General features: G+C 39.6%; 9 protein-coding genes. All 9 read left to right on the top strand.

Annotated elements, in window-relative coordinates:
• Positions 1–73: 73 nt before the first annotated feature.
• The 9 genes from JXR81_09465 (at position 74) to JXR81_09425 (ending at position 9,105) form a co-directional block, all read left to right on the top strand.
• Positions 74–982: a GIY-YIG nuclease family protein gene (locus JXR81_09465; protein MBN2755069.1), complete on the top strand. Its 909-nt coding sequence runs from the start codon at positions 74–76 to the stop codon at positions 980–982.
• 169 nt (positions 983–1,151) lie between these two features.
• Complete coding sequence (locus JXR81_09460; GenBank protein ID MBN2755068.1) at positions 1,152–1,358, top strand: type II toxin-antitoxin system HicB family antitoxin; 207 nt, start codon at positions 1,152–1,154, stop codon at positions 1,356–1,358.
• The gene (locus JXR81_09455) at positions 1,351–1,572 is read left to right on the top strand and encodes a type II toxin-antitoxin system HicA family toxin (protein ID MBN2755067.1); all 222 of its coding nucleotides are present in this window, start codon (positions 1,351–1,353) and stop codon (positions 1,570–1,572) included. Before JXR81_09460 ends, JXR81_09455 begins: the two co-directional genes overlap by 8 nt.
• Before the next feature lie 241 nt (positions 1,573–1,813).
• The gene (locus JXR81_09450; protein ID MBN2755066.1) at positions 1,814–3,088 is read left to right on the top strand and encodes an ATP-binding protein; all 1,275 of its coding nucleotides are present in this window, start codon (positions 1,814–1,816) and stop codon (positions 3,086–3,088) included.
• A 161-nt stretch (positions 3,089–3,249) separates the two neighbouring features.
• Positions 3,250–3,708 carry a hypothetical protein gene (locus JXR81_09445; GenBank protein MBN2755065.1) on the top strand — a complete coding sequence of 153 codons (459 nt, stop codon included), beginning with the start codon at positions 3,250–3,252 and terminating at the stop codon, positions 3,706–3,708.
• 417 nt (positions 3,709–4,125) lie between these two features.
• The gene (locus JXR81_09440) at positions 4,126–4,749 is read left to right on the top strand and encodes a hypothetical protein (GenBank protein MBN2755064.1); all 624 of its coding nucleotides are present in this window, start codon (positions 4,126–4,128) and stop codon (positions 4,747–4,749) included.
• A gap of 399 nt (positions 4,750–5,148) precedes the next feature.
• The gene (locus JXR81_09435) at positions 5,149–6,372 is read left to right on the top strand and encodes an ATP-binding protein (protein MBN2755063.1); all 1,224 of its coding nucleotides are present in this window, start codon (positions 5,149–5,151) and stop codon (positions 6,370–6,372) included.
• Between the two features lie 24 nt (positions 6,373–6,396).
• Complete coding sequence (locus tag JXR81_09430; protein MBN2755062.1) at positions 6,397–6,894, top strand: RloB domain-containing protein; 498 nt, start codon at positions 6,397–6,399, stop codon at positions 6,892–6,894.
• Positions 6,895–7,131: 237 nt separating this feature from the next.
• Positions 7,132–9,105 (top strand): hypothetical protein, encoded by a 1,974-nt coding sequence (locus JXR81_09425; protein ID MBN2755061.1) that lies wholly within the window; start codon positions 7,132–7,134, stop codon positions 9,103–9,105.
• Positions 9,106–9,247: the final 142 nt, after the last annotated feature.

Here is a 9,247-nt window from a genome sequence, read left to right as displayed (position 1 = left end):
AACGGAAAGATAAGAAAAAAGTTGGATTATGGTTAATATAGAAAATCTAAACAGGCGATAAAGGCAGGTTACTATGAGTGAGAAAACAGATAAACCGGGATATATATATTTATTAGTGCATCCTTCTAATCAGAATTTATATAAGGTTGGAATAACTACCTGGAAACCCGAAGATAGATTAGCTGAGCATAATAATGACTGCAAAAGACAAGCGGGTAAAATTGTAAAGGAAACCGGGCAGAAATGGCAGTTGAAGGAATATCATGCTGTATCAGATATGGGTTGGGCGGAAGAGGTATTTTGGGCATCGACGGCTTACTTGGTAACACCCTATCGCAAAGGGGTTGAAGTATGTGAAATGAAGCAAGAAGAGGTATATTCGGCGTTAGATAAAGCTAAGACGGCAGGTTTACGGCCGCCGCCAAGTTTAAAGCCTGAATCAGACAATATTTATGCGTATACTGCAGAGATGAAAAAACGGTTGCAGGGCCGGGGGATATCACTTGAAGGTTATGTCAGAGACCGTTCCGGGAAGTCTAATTTTATATGCAGTAATGGGCATAAATGGAAAGCAAGGTCAATGGCGATAGCGGAAGGTGAAGGCTGCCCATTTTGTGGTATTGGTTCTAAAGATTTGGAAGAAATCTGGAAAACAGCAAAACTGGGTTATATTTATCTGTTAAAAAATCCGGATAACCCGGGGTTTATAAAAATTGAATTATCATATGATATGAACGTTAATTTTACGTGGGAAGAAAATTGGGAGAGTTACAGATATCGATATGTTATAGAACCCCTTTTAGCCGAGACGTTATTGTGGGAGATGCTGGGAAAACCTCTTCCGCATAATCGTGAACCAATAGAAATAAATTTAAAACTGGCAGAAAATGCGTTTAAAAATCTAATCTTTAAAATGCAAAGCGTTATTGCAGAAGCCGAAAAGGAAAAAGAAAAAATTCAGGAAGAAGATGTCACAAAATAAAAAAAGACAGATTTGGGGTGTATATTTAAAACTTTGGAAGCCGGGTAAAGTTATTATCAGATCCCGGTTGCTTGTCCGTATCCGTTTCTTCTCGTGCGGGAAAAGAAAGTTTGATTTTTAGTATGTGTTTTGCTATATTTAATCATAGGGTTGTAAAAGGAGATTATTCGTGAAAGATATAAGTTATGTGGCTTGGAAAGAAGGCAAATATTATGTAGCTCAGTGTCTTAATGTTGATGTTTCTTCATTTGGAAAAACAATGGAAGAAGCGTCAAAAAATATCAAGGAAGCCGTAGAGTTGTACCTTGAAACAAAAGGTTCAAAACTTCCTGCAGTTGATAACATCTATCTGGGCAAAGAAAGAATACATGTCTAAGTTGTTTTCCTCCAAAGAAATAGCATCTGTTTTGTCTTTGCTGGGTTTCACGCATATATCACAAAAAGGTTCGCACGGAAAATTTAAGAATTCCGCAGGTAAAACCGTCATTCTTCCCATGCCAAAGAAAGAAATCCCCGAAGGAACGCTGAGAAGTATCTTAAGGCAGGCCGGGATTGATAAAGACGAATTTAAAAAACTTCTGGGAAATTAAATTAACCTTAAACTGAAATAATCCAACACCGTGCCTTGACTTAAGGCTTTGATAGAAAAAACACCTATAAAATATAGTAATACTGCTATTTGTCCGTAAATAACAAGAAATGCTGTTTTCTTGCGGAAATAACAGATATTAGCTTAAAATCCATTTGAATTGACATAATAGGGATAATTTTGTATAATTTGTTTAACATAATAAACAAAATCGGACGAATTTGTTCAACATAAGGTGAAAAATGGACAAAAATGTTGTTTTACAGCACAAAATAGAGAAAGAGCGGCTTGAAAACAGGCCTTATACGCCAAGGGAACAGGTTAATGTGTTTAAGGCTAACCTTGAAAATAGCCTGATTAAAATAGTAACCGGGCCCAGAAGGGCCGGTAAATCCGTATTTTGTTTTCAGCTGCTTAAAGGTAAAAAATACGCATATCTGAATTTTGACGACGAGAACCTACTGAAAATAAAAAATTACGATGAAATAGAGCCGCTTCTGCATGAGGTTTATCCCGGGCATGAATATATATTCCTTGATGAAATTCAAAATCTTGAAAATTGGGAGCTGTTTGTAAATAAGCTTCACAGGCGCGGTGCAAACCTGATAATAACTGGGTCAAACGCAAAACTTCTTGCCCGTGAAATGGCAACGGCCCTTACAGGGCGTTATGTGTCCGCGGAAGTGCTTCCTTTTTCTTTTACGGAATATTTAAGCGTAAAAGAAATACCTGTTAAAACAGATTCCGCGGAAAGCCGGGGACGGCTGCTTTCTGCCATGGATGATTATATGAATAACGGCGGATTTCCGGAAACCACGGTTTTTGGTGTGGACGGCGCGTCGTATTTATCCACACTTTTTGACGCTGTTATATTTAAGGATGTGGCAGCCAGGCATAAAGTCCGCGCACCGAAAGAAATATACGATTTGGCTTTGTTTATGGTTTCAAATCCCTCATGCGAATTCAGCTTCAGGCAGATGGCAAAGCAGTCGGGGATGAAAAGCGCGGCCACTTTGATAAAATACGCTTCATACCTGGAAGAATCTTATATATTTGAACTGTTGAACAGGTTTTCTTTCGGTATAAAAAAACAGTTAAAATCCCCAAAAAAAATATTTCTTTCTGATAACGGGTTTATGGCGGCAAAAGGGCTTGCTGCCACAAAAAATACGGGAAGGCTGTTTGAAAATTTAATATACAGCCATTTACGCAGGCAGGGTTATGAAAAAAATAAAAGCCTGTTTTATTACAGGTCTGACAGCGGGGACGAAATAGATTTTGTCCTTAAAAAAGGCATGGCTGTGGAAAAACTTGTCCAGGTGTGCTATGACATAAGCGCTCCGAAAACTTTTGAAAGGGAGCTAAAATCTCTGGTTTTAAGGTCAGAGGAATTAAGGTGTGATAATCTGCAGGTGTTTACATGGGATACAAAAAGTGTTGAAAGTTATAAAGGAAAAAAAATCAGCATAACTCCCGCGTGGGAAGAATTGACTGCAGGGAATTTTAGTGAAAAATGAGTTTTAAGAAATAACAGGGGACAGGCTTTCCGTCTTCAATAAATTTTTGTCTGATTGCAAGTTGAGAAGAATATTTGTATTCCAATTATTTAATGACACATTAACGGAAAATATAAGGCGCGGGTTGAGGATGCGGAAAAAAATAATTAAGGCGGAAATTAATGGATATCAAAGAGAAATCAAGAATTCACGGAGCTGCCGCTATTGTGCTTTTTATAGGGGCGTTCATGTCGGGCGGGTATGTGGTATTTATGGATTCAGTATTGTTTGGTTCCATATACGCCGCGATTATTGTTATGTTTTTTACCGCCATACCGGCAGTTTATTGCTCGAAATGCCCGTGCAGGGACAGGTGCATGCACGTGATACTTGGACCCATCTCAAAACTCCTGGTATCAAAGCCGAACGAGTCCGGCTACACAGTGACGGATGTGGTTTTAACGCTTAGCGTGGCGGCAGCGGCGGTTATAATGCCGCAGCCATGGCTTATAAAAAACATTCCGTTTCTGATTTTTTACTGGATAGCCGTAACAATTGCGGCCGCGGAGATATTCCTTTTTGTATGCAAAGGCTGTGGCAATGAAAAATGCCCCATGAAAAAGATATCAGGATGTAAATAATAAGAAAAGCTGTTCTACTGCTGAAAATACAGAAGCGTTACCGCTTTAACTCCCGTGGGGAAGGGGAGGATATTTAAAACTATGGCAGCCGGTTGAAATCATATTAAATATAAGGTTGCTTGCCTGTTGCCGTATCGATCTTGTATGTTCTTTTTAGTTGACATGTGTAAATTAAAGTTTACAATTTTATTATCATAAAAAACAAACTACCCAATACTATGCTTTGACTCAAAATATTGATAAAACATAGCAAGATTGCTGTTTGTAAATTGAAAAAGCTGTTTTCTTGCTGAAATATCGGAAGCAATATCATTTTATCTCCCGGGGAATAAAATATTTGATTTTTTTGGGTTGCGGACGGATAATATGATAATAAATAAATCCGCCGCGATTGGGGCGCGGATACAGGGAGGATATATGGATGATATTATGCAGATGCAGTATCAGCAGAAAAACGCGGTATTAATACCGGGGTTTGGGCGGCATGCAATTATATTCAATAAAGACAACCTGGTGTACAAAGAAAAGACATACTATTACTCCAGCCTTACATCCATCTTTTATCACTCTGAAAAAATGTCGGTAAACTTTATACCTGTTTTGTATTCCTTTTACTCCGGACTGCGGTTTGGAAAGGAAAAAATAGACATTGTCATTAACTCGCCTTTTTATATAGGCGCTAAGAGAAAGGAGGCGGTGTTTTTTAAGCTTGTTGGCCTTCTTGGCGAATACATTATGCCGCTTATGATGTTGAATATGATAAAAGAGATATTTGAAAACGGTAAAAGCGTAATCATAGGCAATATCACCTTTACAAAAGACGGGTATTCAAAGAAGAAACTTTTTGGCGGGACAGATTCGGTTCTTTGGGGCGAACAGGTATACCTTCCGGTGCCTCACCAGGGTTATATATATGTGTATAAGGACAAAAACGGCAAAGCAAGGGTATTTAAAACTTTAAGAATGAACACGCCCAACGCGGTGCTTCTGCCGGAGTTAGTCCAGCGGGCGTATGACAGGTTTCATAATATTGAAAGATAAGGATAAGTATGAGGAAAGAGGAAAAGACAAGGCGGGGACAGTAGTTGTGTTTAGACGGGGGATAAACTTTGTATTTTTTAACCTAAAAACCGTTTAAGATTGATAGTAAAGAAGAATTTTGTTCAATTTGTTCAACATACTGAACAAAATCAGACGAATTTGTACAACATAAAGCGAAAAATAGACAAAAATGTTGTTATTCCGCATAAAAAAAAATCCGGCACCGTGCCCATATAGCGCAAAGGAAAGCCTTACAATTTGCAAAATTTTTTGACGAGATGCGTTAAAAATTCAGCTGAAATAAGTTGTTTTAGAGTTAAAATAATTAATATTTGACATTTTTGTGTTGAAATGCTATTATTTTAATGGCGATATGTATGAAATTAAGGAGGTATTAACGTGATTCATTCTTTTTCTTTTAAAAATTTCTGTTCTTTTGCAGAAAGGGCTGATATCCATTTTGATAATCAGCGTAAAGATCTGAATAACAATATGATTTGTTCAACTGCAAATAACGAAAAATTAAGCAAAATTCTAATGCTTGCCGGAGCCAATGCTTCCGGTAAAACAAGTGTGTTAAAAGCCCTTGCTTTTATACGGTGGCTTATCAGAGATTCCTTTATAGTTGCCGCGGAAGAAGAAAACAGCATACCTGTCGACCCGTTTAGATTTACTGATGAAAGAGAAATTCCGACAGAATTTGAAACTATATTTGAATGTAATAAAACAATATATAAATATATTGTTCGTTTAAACCAGAATCAGATTTTCAATGAGGAACTGCAGTACCTGAATGATACAAATCATTACAACTATTTATTTATCAGGGCATGGAATGCCGACAGTAAAAAATTTGATTTTAAACATAAACCGGAACTGGGTTTAAATCCTGATGTAATCCTGAACATCCTGCGGAAGAATGTTTCCCTGATGTCTGCAGGCTCGGCGATAAACAACAAATTGCTAATTGAGATATCCAAATACTGGGATAATATGATAACCAATGTGATAAGGCTGGGTAAATTTACAAACCGTTCTGTTTCTGATACGGATTTAAAACCGGCAACACAAAAATATGATAAAGACAGGGCGTTGTTCAAAAAAGTTGTCGGATTTTTAAAGGAAATTGATGTTGGTTTGGTAAATGTTGAAATTGAAAAGATTCAGGAACGCAACAATTCAACGGGTGAGTTGTATACGCTTCCGTTTCCTATGGGCGTACATGAAAGCGGTAATGTGAATTATAAACTGCCTTTTTTGCTTGAATCAAACGGTACAAAAAACATGTATGTGCTTATGGGTTCGATATTTAAAGCGCTGGAAATAGGAGGGATTGCCGCGATTGATGAAATTGAGCTGGACCTTCATCCTCATGCAATACCAAAGATAATAGACCTGTTTATTAATCCGGAAACAAATCCGAAAAACAGCCAGCTTTTATTCTCGTCCCATTCCATGGATATTCTTAACAGGCTTGAAAAAGAACAGGTTATACTTGTTGAAAAAGATAAAAATTGTAAAAGCAGCCTGTACAGGCTTGATTCTATAAAAGGGATAAGGCGTGACGATAACCTTTATGCCAAATATATGTCAGGCGCATATGGCGCAGTCCCAAACATATAGGCAACTATGACGCTGCATCATTCTGTGCAAAGAACTGTAAAAACCACTGTTTTACTTGTAGGAGAGGGAAATACGGAATATGCTTTTTTAAGTTATTTAAAGGGGCTGTATATAGACAGGGGATCATTAAAGTCCGTAAAAATAGAAAATGCGCACGGCGGCTCGCCGGACTGTATTATTCATAGAACCATAAAACTGAATCCGGCAGATTATGATTTTTCTTATGTGGTTTTGGACCCGGACCGGCCTTTTGAAGAAGAAGGTACAGAATTAAAAGTTAGAAAGAAAAAACTTCAATTAATTATGCCCAAGCCATGTATAGAAGCGTTATTTTTAAGAATACTAAATCAGGCAAATATACCGCCGTCAACGCCGGAATGTAAGAGGTTATTCCGTAATTTTCTGCTTGATGATGAAAAAACAGATAAAACAAAATATCAAAAAATATTTTCAAAAGAAATGGTAGAGGAAAGAAGCAACACCCTTGATGAGTTGAAACAAATACTGAATATCTTTAAATAATACCAGGGACCATGAATTAAGGTTAATAGAAAATATTGAAATTTTAAATTGGGGGGAATATCAGAAAAAGAATAACACGACACTGTCAACTAGCGGCTGTCTGTCTCTGACAGTTTTTTAATGCGGTTGATTTAATATTTATATTTGTTATTATAAGTGATAATAAATTATAGCTTTAAATGCTTTTTTTTATTACCGCCGGGGGGCGTTTTTTAAAACATTATAAGGGGAAATATAATGCGTAAATTCTTGTTAACTGTAATCTGTATTTTATGGGCATCATCGGCTTTTACTGCCGGGCAAATGACAATAGGCATGGGTTTAAACGGGGTTTCTGACTGGACAACAGAGTGGCCTTTTGTGGACATAATGAAAATATCGCGCGAATGGTTCACCTTTAACGCGGATTATTCTGACGGCTGGGACACGGGCTATGGCGCGTCAATCCCTTTGGATTCAAATTTATATCCATCTCAGGTGCCTTTTGATCCCGACGGCGCGGGGCCGGCTATACCTCAGGCTGTGCGTACGGTTTGGGCTATTTCTCACCTGCCCACGGGAAATTATACGTTTATATGTGAAGGCACGGGCACGGTAAGCTTTAACGGAAATATGAGCGGTTCATTTACCGTAAACGGGGGCGGTACTTTTACCGTCAGCGTTTTGGGCGACGGAAACGCCTGGATGGACATATCACAGTCGCAGGCCGGGGATAATCTGCGCAATATGCGCCTTATAATGCCGGGCTATGAATCTGTTTATCAGACAGAAAAGTTTCATCCTGAATTCACATCCAGGATAAGCATGTTTAAGGCGTTAAGGTTTATGGATTGGGGCGCGACAAATGATTCAAGTCTTGCCAATTGGGCGGACAGGCCGCATACCGGGGATTATTCATATACACGCAGAGGCGTCCCGTATGAAGTGATGATAGAATTAGCCAATAAGCTTAACATTCCGCCGTGGTTATGCGTACCGCACATGGCAACGGATGACTATATTACCCAATTGGCGCGGCTTATCAGGGACAACCTGAATTCAAATCTAAGGGTATATCTGGAATATTCAAATGAAACATGGAACTGGCAGTTTGGACAGACAAACTATTGTGAAGACCAGGGTGAGCTTCTTGGGTTTCCAAGTTTTTTTGGATACAGGTGGGCTTATCACTGCAAGAGGGCGTGCGATATATGGCGCATTTTCACGCGGGAATTTGGAAACGATACGCGGTTTGTAAAAGTGCTTGCATCGCAGGCCGGGTGGGGGTCGGGTACAGAAGCTGACCCTTATCCCATTCAATTCATGCTGGAAGACGCGATGACAAACCCGCTTATAAATCCCGACGGCTACAGCGCGGACGCGATAGCTATTGCGCCGTATTTTGCGCCGACGGGAATGGGAAGCCTTACTGACACCGCGACCGTGGATCAGGTAATTACTCTGTGCCTTCAGGATATAGACGCAATGAACGCGCCGGGCGGAATGGTGGCAGGGCACAAGGCCGTGGCTGATGAGCACGGAGTGGAGCTGGTGTGTTATGAAGGCGGGCAGCATATGGTACGCAGCGAAAGCACGGCGCTTACCGATACCTTTATAGCTGTAAATAGGGATCCGCGTATTTACGGTGTTTACACTGATTATCTTGATAAACTTGACGCGGCCGGAGTGGGGCTTTTCTGCCATTTTGTAGACTGCGGGGATTTCAGCCGGTGGGGAATGTGGGGAAGCATGGAATATCAGAATCAGCCGGTTGCTGACGCGCACAAGTACAGGGCGCTTGCTGACTGGAATAATATTTCGCTTTCACGCACACCCACGGTAACGGTGACAAATACGCCCGTGTTTAGCGCGACTGCCACACCCACAATTACAATAACCTGCATGGCAACGGCAACCGCCAGCATAACCCCCACGCATGAATATATTTATAATCCCGCCGAAGAAATAAAGGCACAGCCGTCAAACTGCATGGCAGCCATGGGATGTAATAAAATAATGTTTACGGGGCTGCCGTTAAACGCAAAATTATTTATTTATGACATAACAGGTGGGCTTGTTTTCAGCACAAAAACAGATTCCAATGACGGCACATACCTGTGGGAAATAAATAAAAGCCGCAAAGCCGGCCGCATTGCCGCCGGGATTTATATTTACGTGGCCACTGACTCTGATGGCAGGTCAAGAAAGGGAAGGCTGGCAATAATACCGTAGTGAATTAAGGATGAGGATAAGGCAGGTAAAAAAAGTTGAAAGATGATGGCGCGGGTGTTATAATTTTTTAAAATTTTGCCGGCATTCAAAAGGTATTAATAAAATTTTTGAAAGGGGTTTATTATGAAAAAATTAACTGTTT

The sequence above is a fragment of the Candidatus Goldiibacteriota bacterium genome, from assembly GCA_016937715.1.
Taxonomy (GTDB): Bacteria; Oederibacteriota; PGYV01; order PGYV01; family PGYV01; genus PGYV01.
This window is presented reverse-complemented; position numbering and strand designations above follow the sequence as displayed.